General features: G+C 38.5%; 13 protein-coding genes and 2 pseudogenes. 5 read left to right on the forward strand and 10 right to left on the reverse strand.

Annotated features, from left to right (window positions below; genetic code table 11):
- Positions 1 to 120: 120 nt before the first annotated feature.
- From OU421_RS12985 to OU421_RS00300, 5 genes and pseudogenes are all read right to left on the reverse strand, one after another.
- Positions 121 to 264 (reverse strand): annotated as a pseudogene (locus tag OU421_RS12985) (DUF4277 domain-containing protein); the annotation flags it as partial.
- 548 nt (positions 265 to 812) lie between these two features.
- Entirely contained in the window at positions 813 to 1,088 is a 276-nt protein-coding gene (locus tag OU421_RS00290) for a dockerin type I domain-containing protein (protein WP_268186575.1), read from the reverse strand.
- Positions 1,085 to 1,399, reverse strand: coding sequence for a PKD domain-containing protein (locus OU421_RS13025; RefSeq protein WP_407659793.1), 315 nt, complete (start codon positions 1,397 to 1,399; stop codon positions 1,085 to 1,087). Before OU421_RS13025 ends, OU421_RS00290 begins: the two co-directional genes overlap by 4 nt.
- A gap of 131 nt (positions 1,400 to 1,530) precedes the next feature.
- Positions 1,531 to 2,118, reverse strand: a pseudogene (locus tag OU421_RS13030) (PEGA domain-containing protein); the annotation flags it as partial.
- A 303-nt stretch (positions 2,119 to 2,421) separates the two neighbouring features.
- Entirely contained in the window at positions 2,422 to 7,293 is a 4,872-nt protein-coding gene (locus OU421_RS00300) for a DEAD/DEAH box helicase (protein WP_268186577.1), read from the reverse strand.
- Between the two features lie 210 nt (positions 7,294 to 7,503).
- Between OU421_RS00300 and OU421_RS00305 the strand changes: the two genes are divergently transcribed.
- Complete coding sequence (locus tag OU421_RS00305) at positions 7,504 to 7,839, forward strand: hypothetical protein (protein WP_268186578.1); 336 nt, start codon at positions 7,504 to 7,506, stop codon at positions 7,837 to 7,839.
- Between the two features lie 859 nt (positions 7,840 to 8,698).
- Here the strand turns inward: OU421_RS00305 and OU421_RS00310 are convergent.
- From OU421_RS00310 to OU421_RS00325, 4 genes are all read right to left on the reverse strand, one after another.
- Positions 8,699 to 9,616, reverse strand: a complete 918-nt coding sequence (locus OU421_RS00310) for a type II restriction endonuclease (RefSeq protein ID WP_268186579.1) — start codon at positions 9,614 to 9,616, stop codon at positions 8,699 to 8,701.
- Positions 9,594 to 10,454 carry a DNA adenine methylase gene (locus tag OU421_RS00315; protein ID WP_268186580.1) on the reverse strand — a complete coding sequence of 287 codons (861 nt, stop codon included), beginning with the start codon at positions 10,452 to 10,454 and terminating at the stop codon, positions 9,594 to 9,596. The genes OU421_RS00310 and OU421_RS00315 overlap by 23 nt, the downstream gene beginning before the upstream one ends.
- Before the next feature lie 462 nt (positions 10,455 to 10,916).
- Positions 10,917 to 12,317, reverse strand: a complete 1,401-nt coding sequence (locus tag OU421_RS00320) for a lamin tail domain-containing protein (protein ID WP_268186581.1) — start codon at positions 12,315 to 12,317, stop codon at positions 10,917 to 10,919.
- Between the two features lie 294 nt (positions 12,318 to 12,611).
- On the reverse strand, positions 12,612 to 12,878 hold the full coding sequence (locus OU421_RS00325) for a hypothetical protein (RefSeq protein ID WP_268186582.1): 267 nt from the start codon (positions 12,876 to 12,878) through the stop codon (positions 12,612 to 12,614).
- A 158-nt stretch (positions 12,879 to 13,036) separates the two neighbouring features.
- Here OU421_RS00325 and OU421_RS00330 point away from each other — a divergent pair, with 158 nt between their 5' ends.
- The 3 genes from OU421_RS00330 (at position 13,037) to OU421_RS00340 (ending at position 15,568) form a co-directional block, all read left to right on the forward strand.
- Positions 13,037 to 13,246 carry a hypothetical protein gene (locus OU421_RS00330; protein WP_268186583.1) on the forward strand — a complete coding sequence of 70 codons (210 nt, stop codon included), beginning with the start codon at positions 13,037 to 13,039 and terminating at the stop codon, positions 13,244 to 13,246.
- Positions 13,247 to 14,241: 995 nt separating this feature from the next.
- Positions 14,242 to 15,354, forward strand: a complete 1,113-nt coding sequence (locus tag OU421_RS00335; protein ID WP_268187843.1) for an SDH family Clp fold serine proteinase — start codon at positions 14,242 to 14,244, stop codon at positions 15,352 to 15,354.
- Positions 15,355 to 15,376: 22 nt separating this feature from the next.
- Positions 15,377 to 15,568, forward strand: a complete 192-nt coding sequence (locus OU421_RS00340) for a hypothetical protein (RefSeq protein ID WP_268186584.1) — start codon at positions 15,377 to 15,379, stop codon at positions 15,566 to 15,568.
- Here OU421_RS00340 and OU421_RS00345 read toward each other — a convergent pair.
- Positions 15,565 to 16,224, reverse strand: a complete 660-nt coding sequence (locus OU421_RS00345; RefSeq protein WP_268186585.1) for a hypothetical protein — start codon at positions 16,222 to 16,224, stop codon at positions 15,565 to 15,567. The two genes, OU421_RS00340 and OU421_RS00345, sit on opposite strands and share 4 nt — an antisense overlap.
- Between OU421_RS00345 and OU421_RS00350 the strand changes: the two genes are divergently transcribed.
- Positions 16,223 to 16,501: a hypothetical protein gene (locus tag OU421_RS00350; protein WP_268186586.1), complete on the forward strand. Its 279-nt coding sequence runs from the start codon at positions 16,223 to 16,225 to the stop codon at positions 16,499 to 16,501. The two genes, OU421_RS00345 and OU421_RS00350, sit on opposite strands and share 2 nt — an antisense overlap.
- Positions 16,502 to 16,532 lie beyond the last annotated feature (31 nt).

A 16,532-nucleotide genomic window follows, 5' to 3' on the forward strand; every position in this document is an offset into this window, starting at 1 on the left:
TGCCATTGCCGGGGTGTATCAACCGTTACCTGAAGATACCCGCCTGATGTCCTGCCCATGTAGATTCCGTTAAAGTAGATCTCAACTGCATCCACATTGGTGTAGATATCTTAGTGGGCAATGACTGAAATTGTGATGTCGAGTTTTGGGGATAGCAGTGTCGATGATTTCTGCTATTCCAATGGAATCATAGGCATTGGCTACTATGCCGAGGTGACCAACAGAAAGGATTGATTTTTCATTTAATCTATCACTGAAGGGCATATCTTAGGATATTTGCCTACGCTTACATAGATCTTTAGGTGGGTTAATTGCGTTGAGGATGGATTTTACTGCGGATACTGGGATCATAGACAACAACCAGGCTGTTCATAGACAACATAAGAAGTGCCCGGTTGCTCATAGACATACTCGCTATCTTGTATCAATCCCCAGCACTACCACTTCAGTATCATTGGTTAGCAATTCAATTTAGAGCACAAAAAAATAGTATCTATGTATCCCCCTCTGTTGTTGGGATAGGGAATAAATATGTGAATACTGACAGATTAAAAATCCGTCATTATTCTGAACTGATCCACCTGCGATTTGTCTAGCCAATGGTTAATTTATCTCAATCAAATCATGTTATTTCGATGAAAGGAGAACATTTCACGTTTGTCTGCAGAATGGAGGAGACTGAGAATTGGTCTATATGCCTAGTGTTCCTCTTAGTAAGTTAGAGGGATGGTAATGAAGTGGTGAATATGATAACATATTCGGCAGGCATTGCCGATTCTCCCCATTTACTCTTAAAAAAGCAAAATAATTTACTATATTCTCAACGCAAACCACGCATTCCGCAGCCCTATGTTATATTGGGCGATGAAAATTGCATCTCCCACATCAATCACACCATTTGCATGGACGTCGGTCTTGGTGAACAAGTCGGTTCCAGGTGAAGGTTTCGGGGTGAAAACGACCACCTCCTTGAGCACCCGCAGGGTATCGGCTTGGTTTACCTCACCATTGTCGTTTGCATCGCCAAGCAGGAGTGAAGTAACTCTGATGAAGTCAGACTGTGTGAATGTGTCTTCACCCCCATTCACCGCAAGGGTGACTGTATAGATGCCATCGGAAGTATAGACATGTACCGGGTTTTGTTCGTTAGAGCAACATCGCCAAATGTCCAGTTCCAGGTGTCAGGAGCGCCCGTAGAGGTGTCAGTGAACTGCACGGTGAGAGGAGCTTTGCCACCAGTAATATTGACATTGAAATTTGCTTCAAGTGGAGGAACGGTGGCAATGACGTATCCCAACTTTGTTTCAGTGTCACTTCCCGCGTCATTGGTTGAGGTAAGTGAGACCGTGTAGGTGCTTTCATCAGTATAGGTGTGGATTGGGTTCTGATCCGTTGAGATTGCACTGTCGCCGAAGGACCAGTTCCAAGTGTTGGATCGTTGGTGGAAGTATCCGTGAACTGGACGACAAGTGGAGCAGTGCCAATAGTAGGTGTGCCAGTGAAGGCGGCAACTGGTTCATGTGTCAGGGCGAAGGTTACCTCTTTCGTTTCACCGTCTGTCAGGTTAACTGCCCTATATTCCGGTGCGGAGGTATAACCTGCACGCACAACGGTGATATTATACTCACCTGCAGGCTGATCACTGAAGATATGATTCGTAACTGCCGTGGTATTTACGCCATTCAGTGAGATTGCTGCACCCTCTGGATCTGAATTGATAGTAAGGGTCACATTTCCAGTAGACTGCCACTGAAAAATAGGATACTGACACTTATATGTGAATACCCTCCATGGTTTCGAAGAATCAGCATCATTACTGATGATACTTTCTGGCCAGTTAAGACCCTCTCCTTCTGTTCCGGTTATGAATGCATAGTCCCTGAATTTCGTTAAATCAGATATATGGGTGCCTAAACTGGTGCCGCTGTTAGTATAGCGATAAAAGTTCGTTATGATGCCAGCATCATTAACACCAACAAGACCGCCAGCAGAATAATCAGCAGTGGCACTGCCCATTGCATAACAATTTGTTATGGTGCCAGCATCATTAACACCAACAAGACCGCCAGCAGAATAATCAGCAGTGGCATTGCCCGTTGCATAATATTTCGTTTTTATTGCAGCCTATTCTACCAACATTTCAATTAAAAAAATGCACATATATTGCTTTTTATTTTATTATATGGCCATATCTGTCCGTAATGGAAAAATGACACCCTTGGCATTCGTGAGGTGGATGTTGCCTCTCATGACCTGGGTTGAATCCACTCAGAAAGGATTGGAACCATGCATTATAGGTCGTGTCTACGAACACGTTAATAGATATTCACGAGGTTGAATCCACTCAGAAGTCATATGAACTTCAATGCAATTTTCCTGATTGCAGTCACAGGAATATTTCAAAAAAAAGAGATGATGATATTACTCAAATTTCAGCTCTGGCAACCCATCCACAATATCAACCGTCTGCACACTGACATTGATAACACTGAGAAGCAAATCTAAGATATAACGGGGATTACCTACTTCTTTAGCCCAATCATTTGGGTCATTTGTAATTCCGCTGTCTTTATGAGTGCTTATCTGGTATCGTTCCATTATCCATTCAACGGCACTTTTTCCATTTACTATGTATTGATATGCCTTGTCTGGTATTTCTGTAATTGAGATGGTATTGTTGTAGATGATAGTGTCCTTTTGGCCTTTTTTCGGGAATTTCATCTTATTAACTATGAAATATTCACCTTCAGTGCCCGTGACCTTCACATCAGAGCATGGTGGAACAGTCTCATAATTCAGGTGAAGATTTGCTAATTTTCGCCCAGCTTTGCTAAAACTCCAAAAATCGGTAATATTTTCAACTAAAGGTATTCTGGGGAGCATCTTTTTTAGGTCGTTTGAAAAGGTCTTGCGGTAATTAGGACAATGAAGTATGCCGTAAACATAATAAAATATGTCTTCTTTGGTTAAGCTGGATTCTCCATACTGCTTTTTCGCCTTTTCAAAAATAAAATCACTTACCCCATCTCGCTTGATATATTTATTCAATGGTTCGGGTTCGTCTGCTTCAAAAATTGTTTTCTGAGACGGATTTATTTCTCTGTTTTTCTTATTTCCTAATTCTTCATAATAATACAGGGGAAAACATTGAGTGCCAGCGTCAAGGCAATTTAAATCTGGGATTGCATCAGTAATTAGAGCACTATTCTCTTTATTTCCTCCAATTCCCGATACGCAAATTACCTTATTTTCACTTTCCGAAGTAGGGTAAAGTTTAGGGATTTGATTAACCATATTATTTAACTGGCGATTAAAATAGAGAAATTGCTTAAAAAATGGTCTATAAATACTTGTTTGAACCGAATTACTATCAAAAGTATATTTTTTTAGTTGATTAATGTCCTTTTTATGTTCTCTTGTCCAGCCAAATTTTGTTGAATCGTAACAAATAAAATCTTCTGCAATTAATTTTTTATTTTGAGATTTCTTTAAGGAAAATACATCTACTTGAGAATTATAAAAATTAATAGTCTCCTTTATATTTTGAATTAATTCACTTTTTTTGGAATTATAACACCAAGCATCTTTAGATGTAGCCAAACCCCTCGAATAAAAAGGTACAAAATATGATTTATTAGTATCATTCCCTTTTTTGTCTCCAATGGAGAGATATTCATTAAAGGCATTATTTCGCTGATTAATCCAGTCACCTTCTTTATTTGGTGTTAGAATATCCCAATCCATTTCAGGATTCTCTACTGTCCCATATTTTTTAATGATTGTCAGCTTTTCTTCTCTATTTAGGTAATCTCCAATATCATGATAATAGATGGTAGTTTTTTTATTGTTTTTTTGTGGGTTTTTAACGAGTAACGTTATAGATACCGTGGTTCTTGATCCAGAACCAAATATTTTCCCTCCTTCTTTTCTACTTAACTCTCCAGAGGTTCGTTGGTTTCCTCGCAAATTAAAGACATAAATGCTGTTAAATTCTTTTTCCAAATTCTTTCTAAAGCCATCATGAGCATTACCATCAAGCCAACTACCATTGGAAACAAAACAGATTATACCACCATGATTTTCATCCAGCCTGTCAGATGACCAGCGAAAAGCCTTGATATAAGCATCGTATAATGACTGTTTTAAATTGGCAGATGAATCTTTGGCATAAGTGTCAGTAATGCGTTTTTCCAGAATTGGATATGACATATTCTGAGCATTATCATTAGCTGACTTCTGCCCAACTGAATAAGGAGGATTGCTCATTATCACCGTTATGGGTGTCTTTTGTTGGGCATTTACTCGTTCACTATTTTTAGGGAAGAATTCAGAAATAAGGTGCTCACCTTCTTTGAACTCGCCCAACTGGAAAGTATCTGTTAAGCAAATGCCGTCAAAACTCTGGTATTCCTTTGTCTCTGGTAATAAATCGTGATAGGTATTTTCGATGTTGATGGCAGCGATATAATATGCCAGCAAAACGAGTTCGTTGGCGTGTATTTCACTCAAATATTTGCGTTGTAAATCTTCAGGGTTTATCAGTCCACTTTGAAGCAATCTGGTGATGAATGTGCCAGTGCCGGTAAATGGATCAAGGATATGAACATTTTCGTCGGTAAGACTTCTATCAAATTCATTCCGCAAAACATCATCAACAGAATGCACAATAAAGTCCACCACTTCCACAGGGGTGTACACAATACCAAGCTGTTCGACCATCTTTGGGAAAGCGGATTTAAAGAATTTGTCGTAAAGCTCGACGATTACACGCTGTCTGCCCTCAGCATTATCGATATTAGATACCCTCATTTTCACGGATTCATAGAAACTATCCAAGCTTTGAGTATCTTTTTCAATCGCCTGGGTTTCTAACAAATCAATCATTCGTTGCATTGATTTTGATATCGGATTATGTTCTGCAAAGGAATAGTCTTGAAAAATAGCTTCAAAAACAGGTTTGGTTATCATATGTTGTGATAACATCTCAATAGCCTGTTCCCTGGTAATTGAGGGATTAATATTTTGCTGAAGTCCTGATAAAAACTCATCAAAAGTATCTTTGATATCCTCATTCTTTACCAGATTGTTTATGCGGCCTATTTGCTTTTCAGCAATATCTGCGACACTTTTAGCCCATTGTTCCCAATAAAGGCGGTCCCCAACTTTATTGACCATGCGGGCAAAAACCACACTTTGTAGCTCTTCAAACTGCAATTGTAATTGTGTTTGTATGGTTTTGTCTCTCTCTTCATCTTCGACAAAAACAGGATTCCCCTTATCATCAAAGCTGATTTCAGGTCTTCCAACTAAAATATTGGTAGGTTTTTTCTTATTAAGATCAATCTTGTTAACCGTGGCATTAAAACGGTCATCATGAGCCCTGAGAGCATTTAAAACAGTCCAGACGACTTTATATCGTGAATTATCATTTAATGCCCTTTCAGCAGGAATATCGCTTGGAACGATTACAGGGATAATTATGTAGCCATACTTTTTCCCTTCAGAAAGCCTCATTACACGACCAACAGACTGAACAACATCAATCTGAGAATTACGTGCAGATAAAAACATCACCGCATCTAAAGAAGGGACATCTACACCTTCACTTAAACATCTGACATTCGTAAGTATCCGGCACTCTTCACTGTCTTCTTTCAACCACCCTAATAAATTGTCGCGGGCTGTTGCATTCATCGTTCCATCAACATGGCGAGACTTCACATTGAGAATATTTTCTTGTATATCTTCAGGTAAATCGGCAATATATTTCTCAGGAACGTCATTGAAATTGACTGTAATTTCTTTGCTGACTCTAATTGTTTGACAAAAGGCTACAGCCCTTTTCATTGGAAGAGGATCTGTCTCTTTTATAATTCCTTCGTCACCTAAGATCTGTTTTGATAAAGCATTGACACAACCTATGAGCTTGGAAGCATCATCGGCACTTATTGAATGCTCATCGTCAGCCACCATTTTTTGTACAGATGGAGAAATATCCTTATCACTTAAAGTAAGAATTAACACCTTATAGTCGGCAAGTAATCCTTCATCCACTGCCTGACCAAAACCAATTCTGTACATCTCTTGCCCATACAGAGTTTCATCATCCATGGAGCAGAGGACAGCATCGTGTGTATCCGCCTTACTTTTACTATCATCACTAAAAATACGGGGCGTGGCGGTCATGTAAAGGCGTTTTTTTGCCTTTAAAAATTCATTATCATGTACCTTTACAAAAGCAGATTCATCATTTCCAGCTAAAGTAACCCCTGTAGTACGGTGGGCCTCATCACAAACAATAAGATCAAAAATATTTCCCAGAATTGTTTGCGCCTTTGAAATTACATCTATGCTTTGATAGGTCGAAAAAACAACGGTAAGTCCATCGGTCCCGTTTTTTCCGATGTGTTCAAATTGTCTTATTATATTGTCAACATTAGTACTCGCTGGTAAGGCTAAGTTTACCACACTCGTAGTATCTATATCATTTTTTATGCCTTTCTTCTTTGAAACTTCAGTGTCAGAGCAGATACAAACGGCATTGATGGGTTCCTCAGCATCATAATACCATTCAGTTAAAGTCTGCCCCATAAGAGCAATAGAAGGAACTAAGACCAGAATTAAGCCTTTACCCTCTGTTTCGTTCTCAGCAATTTTTAAGGCGGTGTATGTCTTGCCGGTCCCACAAGCCATAATGAGCTTTCCTCTATCTTCCTCCAGAAAATGCTCATGAACATTATCCATAGCTTCTTTTTGATGAGGTCTAATCGTTTTTTTGGCTAGTCGTGCCTTAGGACCAAATATTCCTTTATCCAGACTTTCCCAGTCAATAGGAGCAGTTTCTAAATCAAGCAGATTAATCCGTGAGACAGGGGGATTCTGATTGTGTAGAGCTTCTTCAGCGTTCTTCCCCCATTTATTTGTTGTAGATATCCAAAGACGATGTGAAAATCTGACTTTTTCACTATTTCCTGTTGAAAATTCTCGACTCGATGTTGCTAAAAAAGAATCTACATCTCCTTTGCTAATCGGAGTGTCTTCTTGATAGCATTTACACTGAATTGCCCAATATTCGTTATCTTTCGTTAAAGCAACAATATCAATACCTGTATCAGAACCACCAAGTTCATGTTTAAATGGGAATTCATTCCATAACCAAACCGTTTCAAATTTATTTTCATATATCGGGTTTGTTAGTAAGTATCCCTGCATAAGTCGTTCAAAGCGATTGCCTTTCTCAACTTCTGAAAAAGAGATATCCCGATGTTTGTTTAAGATGGTTTGGAATTTCATGTTTTGTTCAAGTCCCTCAATAAAAGTAACTTTGACATCAACGTATATATGCACGAAGATTTGGTCAGGCAAAATATTTTCAGTTATTCTTACATTATTCGACGATACGGCAGCTGTTTTAGAATTCCGTGTCGCAGGCTGAAAAGATGCTGTGCAAATCAGGTTGTAACGCCATCACAGAGGGTATAACAGTGGAAAAAATGAGGGGTAGTGTGGAAGAGATGGATTTGGTTCAAAGGAGTGAATCTCCCCCTCGAAGCCGATACCATCGGCGATGTCTCCGTTCAGGTCGCAACGGTCGCAGCATTCGGGACCGCTACCATTCATGTGATGAACGACGACGAACTCGCCACCGCGATCGGCGGAACACAGTCCCGTGACAACGCAAAGGACACCTTCTCCTGCAAGCTGAAGTGCCACGACGCGAATGGCGAGACGTACTATGTGACGATCTCCCGCACAAAGGTCCGCATCTCCTCGTATGCGGATGATGCCATCCGGACCACAGTTGAGACCTGGGCCGATGGGAAGCCGGAACTCGGCTGAACGGCCCGATGGATACCAGAAACAGGGGTAATATCCCCCTATTTTGAATGAAAACGGGGGGCAGAATTCTTCCCGTTTCCAACACCTTGTGGCCACTAAAAAATACGGCTATTTTGTGCGTTATTATTATTTTTAACTCATTATTTCGGGTTATTGCGGGGGTGCAATTGGTGCCTTATGTGAGAGGATGTATTGCCCGGATGTAAGTGCGATCGGCCCACTCCGGCCGTCTGTGTGGACGTTTTTTCGAGGAACGGGTTTATTTTGGGGTCTATTTAAGCTTTACTTAACCCCTAGGCGGAAATTTTGCCCCACATGAAGCGTATCATAATCCGCAACGGATCAATACAGTACCGAAGGTGAAATGGTCGTGAGTCGGTACTTTCTGGAATTGCTGCCATTAGAAATATGCATATATTTTTGTCAGATAATTTTAGATTTCAAAATAGGAATTATGGATTAAACAAAAAGACACAGAAATAAACAAAAAAGGATAGTTTTCTGGTGAGTTCAGGTTATTGGAATAATCTGCTATTATCCTTTTTTCTGAGATACTATTTTTCCACTGCTGTCATACAGGTAGGCAGTTTCAGCTTTCTTGGGGTAATCTATTGTGTGTCTTTGTATCTTCATTCAATGTAAATCTACTATTTTGCCCGTGGGTATTATTATTTGGAATAGAGAGGAATAGCATTGCAAAATTGTAGCAATCTGTAATATTGTGTATCTATAGTTAAATTGAATTGAGGTATAAATAAGATGAAAAATCTCATTATAATTCAGTATAAGAAATTTGAACGCTGGCAGGGCATATTTCGATGAATGTGCCACATCGCCAAAATAAAAATCGCAAACAAATTTAAATAATATTTCCTAATATGCCCTCACTTATCATTTTTAGATTAAAAATGTAATTGTTGTGATTAAAACTCTCTTCTAATGGTCTTTTTGTCGTCAGCCAGCCTTTGCCATCGGTAATCCAAATCAATTCGATATTTTGTTTCTGCAATTCATCGAACAATTGTCGAAATTCACCACAAACAGATTTTAATTTTGATCCGCCACCATTGTAGAAATTAGATTCGATAATAATGATATTCCCAGTTTTTTTGTTATAAATAGCAAAATCAAACTTACGAGACGATTTCTCATACTTAATTTTTTTTCCCCATTTTTGCATAATCTTCTGTGGCGTGGCTTCAGATAGATAATCCAAATTTTTATTTTTTTGAACGAAATCTAAAATAAATACCTCTAAGATATTTTCCATCAATTTCCCTCCTCGATTCTTTCTTCCATTTGAGTCGAGGCCTACTTCCACGCCAAAGGTATAATCAACAAAATTTTTGATTTTTTCACCACTGAACAAATCAATTAATCCACTTTGTTCTATGAAATTGAAGTATTTCGCTGCTGATGAATAATCCAGAGAGGCCTTTTGGGAAAAATCGAACTCTAAGTATGACATATCATTATTTTGGTAATCCTTTATTATTTGAAGTGAATTCTCTCTTACCGCTAATATAATCGGTAAAACCTTTATTGTGTTAGGATATTTACGAACTAGATTTATGAAATCATTTTCAAGATTTCTCGAACCAATAAGAGAATTTAAGATATTCAATTCAACTTTAATATCCACCATGTTTCCATTGACTTTTTCCCAATTAACGAAATAATCCCATACTTTGATTGATGGTTTTAAATTTTCGAGGAAAAATGTAAATGTTTCAGATTCTTGGACATTATTCTCTCTATAGTAAGGTATGTATTTCATCTGTTTTCACCGGATAATTAGTAACAATGACTTCTGTCACTCCAGTTCTTTTACTTGCGTCACTATTTATTGATCGATTTGCTCGTATTACTGAGATATTGAAGTCCCCATAGAGTTCATGGATGGCTGGTGCATCAGAATTACTCAGCATTACAGAAACCCCTTTTTCGGCAAGGCGTTTATATGTTTCAGCAAGTCTTACCTGATCGTCATAAGAGAAACCATTTGAGGTGTAATTAGTAAAATGTGCTGTATCAGATAGAGGCATGTAAGGCGGATCGAAATATACAAAATCCCCTTCCTTTGCATCAGCAACTACAACCTCAAAATCTTCATTCCGAATATTTACTTTCTGGAATAACTGACTCAAGCCATGAATCATTTTATTGTCAGCCAATTTGGGGTTTTTATATCGACCAAAAGGCACATTGTAGTTATTTTTTTTATTGACACGCCAAAGACCGTTGAAACAGTGACGATTTAAATAAATAAAAATTGAAGCGCGTTCAATATCAAATTCATCTTTGGCTTTTATTTCATTGAAGTGATCACGGAACTGGTAAAATATTTCTTGGTCATTTTGATATTTCCCCGATTGTAGTTCCTGAAGGAGATCTTCGGGCGATTTTTTAATTACATTATATAAATTAATTAATTCCAAATTAATATCTGAAATTATCGCTTTGTTGATTTTTTTAGAATTATTCAATTCAATTAGTAAAGCAGCACCACCAATAAATGGTTCATAATATACATCCCAATTTATTGGCAATCTTTTTACAATTTCGGGAAGTATTTGCCGTTTTCCGCCTGCCCATTTAACTACCGGTCGTAGCATCACAAATAAGGTTATCCTTGAATCCATTTATTTGTGTGTAAAACCACATGCTTCTAATTGGCACACAAAATGAAATATTTATTAGAATGATAATTTGGTAAGATTGATGGTAACACCTTTCCGCCTGTATATTTTGATTGGCGTAATGTTTTTCAGCAACACTTTCCTATATCCCTTCCTTAACCAGCATATTGTTATGCATTTTTAGAGATTATATACTAGTTCTCACCCAAATCCCAACCACTACACCACCCACGCTGCAAGGGCCCCCACAATCCCACTGGCCCGTTTTTCTCCCCGGCGCCCCCTTCTCAGCCTGCCATTCAAAGTATGCATCTATTTTTTATTTTGTCAGATAATTTAAGATTTCCAAATGGGAATTATGGATTAAACAAAAAGACACAGAAATACACAAAAAATGATAGTTTTCTGGCGAGTTCAAATTATTGGGATAATATGTTATTATCCTTTTTTCTGAGAGACTAATTTTCCACTACTGTCATACAGGTAGGCAGTATCACCATCATTGTTCCAGACATTTTTCCCATCCCAGTAGAGTTCAGTGGAAGTGTCTGTTCCCTTTTCGGAATGTAAGGTTACTGTTGATTCGGATACAAGTGTAATCGATGGAAATGTGTAGGTGTGTTTAGCATCATCATCCTGAATGTACCATCCTTTGAGATTCACAGATGACCCCTTATTTGTTATCTTCACCCATTCATCTTCAAGTGAGATTCCACTTATGTAAACATCGGACGTGCCAGAGGTCACTGGAGTTGGATTAGATGTTGTTGGTATAGTAGTTGGAATGGTTGTGGATATGGTAGTTGAATCAGTATGCACTGGAGTTGGTATAGTCGTTGTCACAGCAGAATTGTATGTCCCTGTACCACCTGTGAAAAATATAGCATAGACTGGGTAATGATCTGAAACATCCTCTGTTTCATCCTGTGTAAGTCCATATTGAGTGTCATACCTGAACACTCCTGCATCACCAGTAAAGTAAGGTGTCACAGATTTTGTGAGAACTATTCGATCATATGTGTAATCAGTAGATTTTGTGGTCGTGTCCACATCATTACCAATAATCCATTCGTACTCACTACTCGTCATGGAAGATGAGCAATCCTCTTTGAAATATGAACCATCAGCATTGAAATCCCCCATTACAATGACATCCTGGTCGTAGGGGGTATGACTTACAGCATAATCCACAACAGCATCAAGTGAATTTATTTCTTCTGTGGCTTCATCGGGATCGGTATGAACTGTGATCATTGTTGCATCAAAATCCCCGTTTATTGCCCCAAACGATGCAATATATGGCTCACGGTGGAAAGGATCAGTTCCTGCTGGTTCAGGATATGTATATGGAGTTGACGTCAAAACAGCGGTCTTGGTATTGTAGATGTATGCATATTGTTCTTTGCTGGATGTTCGTCCAAGACGTTCACCAACCACATATTCATATTGTGAACCGTCAGAATTTACCAGATTTACCAAATCAGGAAGTGCTGTCTGTGAGCTGTCACGTATTTCCTCAATAGAGACAATATCAAATGTTCTGATTGTATCAGCAAGCACACTCATCACTTCAGGCTTGGATGCCTTACTTACGCCAAAAACCTGCACATTGAATGCACCAATGCGAAGTTCATCAGATCCCGTGTTAGTGGTATGTGTGGGGTCGACCGTTGGCTTAAAAGATGTCTGAACGGGTGTTTGTGTTTGAAATGTGGTTTGCGTTGGTAATGTTGTGATAGTTTCAGGCTCAGAAATTGATTGTTCTGTAGATGTGCATCCTGCTATAAATATCATGGATAACACCATTACAGCAAGAATTATTGAGATAATGTGCTTCATATAAAATAATAAATTTGTTGAAACATTAATGTTTCATTTCTTGAATTTAAAAATATTATAACAGATCTAACAAAAATAATCCATTGTTATTCATGTGTTCTAATATTCATGGTATTTTGCTTCAATGGGACTGGATGCTGAAATGGCTGCATTCAAAAATACTGATTCGGGGGAGGGGGGAACCTTACTCCAGCCCTTTGATATGGTTGAATATTTCAACATCCAATCTCTCTCGGTGACTGCTGACCACCCATGCGGACGTTTTTTCGGGGGGCGGGCCTTGGAGAGAGTATGTTATGTGCTACTTAATCCAGGGGCGGGTATTTTACCCAAGATGAAGAGTATCGTAATCCGCACCTGCATGAGGAAGCAAATGCCACATCCAGCGGCCAGCGCCCAGAAGGCAAATACGGATTCTGTTGTTGAGAAACGGAAGACGAGGGCAACCAACATTGAGGTAATGAAAAACCGAAATCCCCATTCTGCCGGGTAGAGGAGTTCGCGCCAGTTATAGGTCATAATCTTCTCTTTCACGGTGGCAGAATTAAATGATGCGATCATAATGCATCAAAATACTTTCAATAGAATCGTGGCGTTTTTCCCAACTAACTATAACCCCGCATTTTCAGTATGGGAAATAGTTTTTTTGTAATTTTGCAACAAGTGATTCTCATATACAGAATGGGCAGTATTTTTAAGATCAATAACAATTTGCTCATATGACCTCACCCATTGAGGAAATAGAAATAGTATGCCCAAAATGCAAAAAGACATACAAAGATTGGTATCGAGGATCTGTTAACCTGGGCCTTGATGATTTTGATGAGGATTATATCGATGAGTGTTCAAGTGCGATTTGCCCATATTGTAAATTTAAAGTCTATTTTAATACGCTTGTTGTTGACAAGGATGGTGTTTTCACAGTTTGAAACAGCGAACCAAATCCAAAATATCTATTCTCTCTAGCAGGAATTAGGGTGCTGAAAGCCAGAGGCAGCACACAAGGTATAGAAGGGCGGATATGAGCCACACTGCGGCACGGTATGGCCCACCACCGTCATTGGCATGGGTTTATACCACACCATAAACATAGGGCAACACAGGAACCAATACGGACACCTAATCAAACGGGAATATTAAACCATACAATAAATTTCATGCGGCGAAGGTTTCCAAAAACAGGGCATTTGTAAAGTATATCGAGATGCCTCAGAAAGGATTGAAACCATGCAGTATAGGTCGTGTCTACGAACACGTCAATAAATCATCACGAGGCAGACCCACTACAACAAAGATTGAAACCTACTGGGAAGATCCAGTTGACCCCGACATCGCCACCACCCCTTCACCCCACCACCGGCACCCCTCGCATTATTTCCGAATCAAAGTCCATCCCATCGTTTTTTGTTTGTTGTAATTATGGTCTTATATCCTCCGGATATTTGGGCTTATTGTGGTAAGATGTTCCAAAACAGATTATTACACCGTCTTTTTTCCGCAAACGTGACGAACAACTGAATACCATCGGGCTAATATTGTCATATTTTGCACCAAACCACGCCCATTTTTGCTCCCATTTCCCAGTTATTTGCACTGATACCATTATTTATAATTACCCATTTGTCTTTCAATATTATACTTGAATAGGGGTCAATATGGACTCTAATTGCAATATGGTATCAAGCCACTGTTATCCCAATAAATGATTGAAATGGCCACATAATTTTCCTCATCCATGAACACAAGCTCAGGGAAATAGTTATCTAGTTATTATTGAACCTCTGAAACAAAGGTTCAAATTATACCCCTCGAACACAAGTTTAGGGTAATAGTTATCTATCGATTTTGCAACTATTGAAAAACTCTCCCGACTTAATAGCAAATATAATTTTAATATTCAAATTAAATTGGATATTTTTTTATTATCAAAAATTATATTTTCATCATGGTATTTGAACAAAGGAAAGAGATTATTCAAAAAATTGAGAATTTGAGAAACTCGAAAGTAATCACTTATGTCGTTACATCGAGGCCCAATATTAATACAATGATGGATAGGAAGGACTTAAGGGAATTTTACCGTCATTTAGAAGCCTTTTCAGATAATGATGTTGAAAAAATTGATCTATTCATATATAGTCATGGAGGAGATTCTGTTGTTGGTTGGGCACTTGTGAATCTTATTCGTGAATATTCCAACAAATTCGCTGTTCTAGTACCATATAGCGCATTTAGTTGCGCTACATCAGTTGCAGTAGGGGCAGACGAAATTGTAATGTCAAAACTTGGTACCCTCGGCCCAATCGATCCAAAAGTATCAAACGAATTTAATCCTGAACGAAATGGAGCACAGATCCCAATTTCCGTTGAAGATATTGGCGGATACATTTCACTGTTAAAAGATAAATTTGATATGCGGGATGAAGAATTACTTTCTAAATTGGCTGAAATTCTCTCCAAGGATGTAAGACCTCTTGCACTAGGAAATGCCTACCGTCAATATATCAAGGCAAGAGAAGATGCGAGAAAGTTGCTGGAACTTCATATGGACCCAATAAATGATAGGAATACAATCGATAGAATTATCGAAACTTTGGTTGAGAAATTATACAGCCATTCACATCATGTGAATCGAAAAGAAGCAAAAAACCTAGGTTTAAAAGTGCAGTATTCTGAAGAATTTAAAGACGAAAACGATAATTTATCCAACCTTATGTGGGATCTTTATTTGGATTATGAAGCAGAATTACAGTTATCAAGGCCCTATGTAGACGAATTGCCCGAAGGGACTAATACCAAATGCGAAATACCGACCAAATATATTGAATCTGTTAACAATTCATCTGTTTTTGTCATTGAGCAAGAATGGATAAACAAAGGATTCCAAGAAGGAGCAAAGGTTAGTAATACAAATAATGGTCCCGGTGTTTTTATTCCACCAAGCACACTGATCCCAATACCCGTAAGAGGGCAACTTGTTCAAATGAACAATTTGGTATATGAAAAAAGAGAAACCACTTATTGGAAATCAGTATAGGAAAATTAGATATAATCATAATATGAAATTTGGTGTAATTATGAATGATACAAATCCTCTCCATCCTATTTGGGAAAATGAAACAAGGACTAATCCAAAAGAGGGAATATGGGAACTTAGGACAAATACAAATCCCTTTTTTGAAAGAATAACTAATCCTCAGAGTAATTGGAGAGAATCAGGACATACAGATAGTGATAAAAAATATCTTTAGTAATTATATAAGGATTTAATCCCTTTACTCATCATAATTTTATTATTCAATTTCTTCTTCATCCTCCACAATGTTCCCCGATTTATCCCCCTTCTCTCACCCTCACTATAGGACATATTCAGAATCTCTTCCCAAACCTCATGCTTATTAACAAACACCTGTGACCTCTTCACATCAAGAGCCTGTTCATCAACACTATTGGCTTCCTTCCCGACGTGAAGTAATCCATCAGCAACAATATGTTTCCTTTCAAGAAGTCCAACATTACCTTCAAACTTATGTTCGGGATGGGCCAGATATTGCGAAATCGTCTTTCCCAACCGCTTGAAATAGTGAGTGCCTTCCTTCATCTCACCCGATTGATAATCGATAAATGGTCGGTGAACGGCTTCTTGGGAATCCTTTGAAAATGGGCATATCGGTTTGACGGACTTCCCATTTTCTTCAAATGCCTGAAAACCGATGAGATAGAAATTGAAGGGTTTAATCTGTTCGCTCCATTCCTTCCCGTTATTCGTTGTCTTGTAAATCCTATGGACATTTTCAGGATTGAGTGCTATTCCTTCTAGCTCAGACCTAAGGGCGCAAAGAAGATTAAAGATGAGATGAACGCGTAGTTCAACAAAAACGTGGAGTATCAAGGGAAAGGAATGCATGTTGAGTTATGTCATGCTCCTTAAGACACGGGACCTGGCTCAGTATCTGACCGGGAAGAAGAAGAAGACACTTGATTTCAAATCTCCTGAATTCAGACTGAATAGACAGGATTCAGATGAGATGAGGACAAAGATTCTGGCCCTTTCCTACAAGGACTGGAAGGACATGGGATTTTCAAAGGGGACTCTGCATTATCTAAAGCAGAACGCCAAGAGCGGGAAGCCATTTACGATGAATGTGCATGTGAGGGAGAGGATTCAGAAATATAATATTTAAGTTTCATTGTTTAGAAAGATATGATTCAAGA

The organism is Methanogenium organophilum, from assembly GCF_026684035.1.
In the GTDB taxonomy this organism is placed as follows: Archaea; Halobacteriota; Methanomicrobia; order Methanomicrobiales; family Methanomicrobiaceae; genus Methanogenium; species Methanogenium organophilum.